This window comes from Streptomyces millisiae (genome assembly GCF_031845425.1).
Taxonomy (GTDB): domain Bacteria; phylum Actinomycetota; class Actinomycetes; order Streptomycetales; family Streptomycetaceae; genus Streptomyces; species Streptomyces millisiae.
Map to the genome: position 1 here is coordinate 1 of NZ_JAVREM010000194.1, position 610 is coordinate 610.

The 610-nt window shown below is 65.7% G+C and carries 2 protein-coding genes; both read left to right on the plus strand.

What is annotated here, in order from left to right; all coding sequences use genetic code 11:
• Nucleotides 1-241, plus strand: a 241-nt coding sequence (locus RNC47_RS36170; protein WP_311605096.1) for a hypothetical protein, incomplete at its 5' end; no start/stop codon positions are given.
• A complete protein-coding gene (locus RNC47_RS36175) occupies nt 238-513 on the plus strand; it encodes a hypothetical protein (RefSeq protein WP_055119786.1) in 276 nt (91 codons plus the stop codon). The genes RNC47_RS36170 and RNC47_RS36175, both read left to right, overlap by 4 nt.
• The last annotated feature ends 97 nt before the right edge of the window (nt 514-610 follow it).

A 610-nucleotide genomic window follows, 5' to 3' on the forward strand; every position in this document is an offset into this window, starting at 1 on the left:
TGGTGTCGAGGAGGTGCTCACGCCGGATGAGGCATACGCGGCGGGGTGGGACTACCCGCCGAGGCAAGGGTGGTTCGGCGTCATCGGTCCGCGTGTCTGTCCCGGTTGCCCGTCGACCGCCACGGTCTGGTGGGCGCTCACGTGCGACGGCTACACGCAGGAGATGCTGTCGGACAGGCAACGTGACGTGATAGCGCGGATTCGCGCGGAGCCGACGTCGATCATGGTGGAGAAGCCGTGAACGAACCGGTCATTCCCCGCGATCGCCCAGGCTGGCAGGCCTGCATTGACCGACTTGTCGCCGAACTCGCCGAGGTGGAACCCGGCGCCGAGGTGCAGATGATCGACGCAACCATCCTGGGCCCGAAGACGATGTTCACTGCCAACACCGACGATGGCCGCGTGCTGGTCTGGGCCACGCTTGCGGAGTTGGCACACACCTGCGGCCAGTGCGGGACAGTCGAGCCCGAGCGGATCACCTGGTGCGCGAAATGCGCAGGAAAACAGCGATAAGCGATGGTTCGCGGACCGTCATCGCGACGAAACCGTGGCCTCCGGCCCGGAGCAGCACCTCGGCGCTTGTCACCGTCAAACGACGAGATATCCGAGT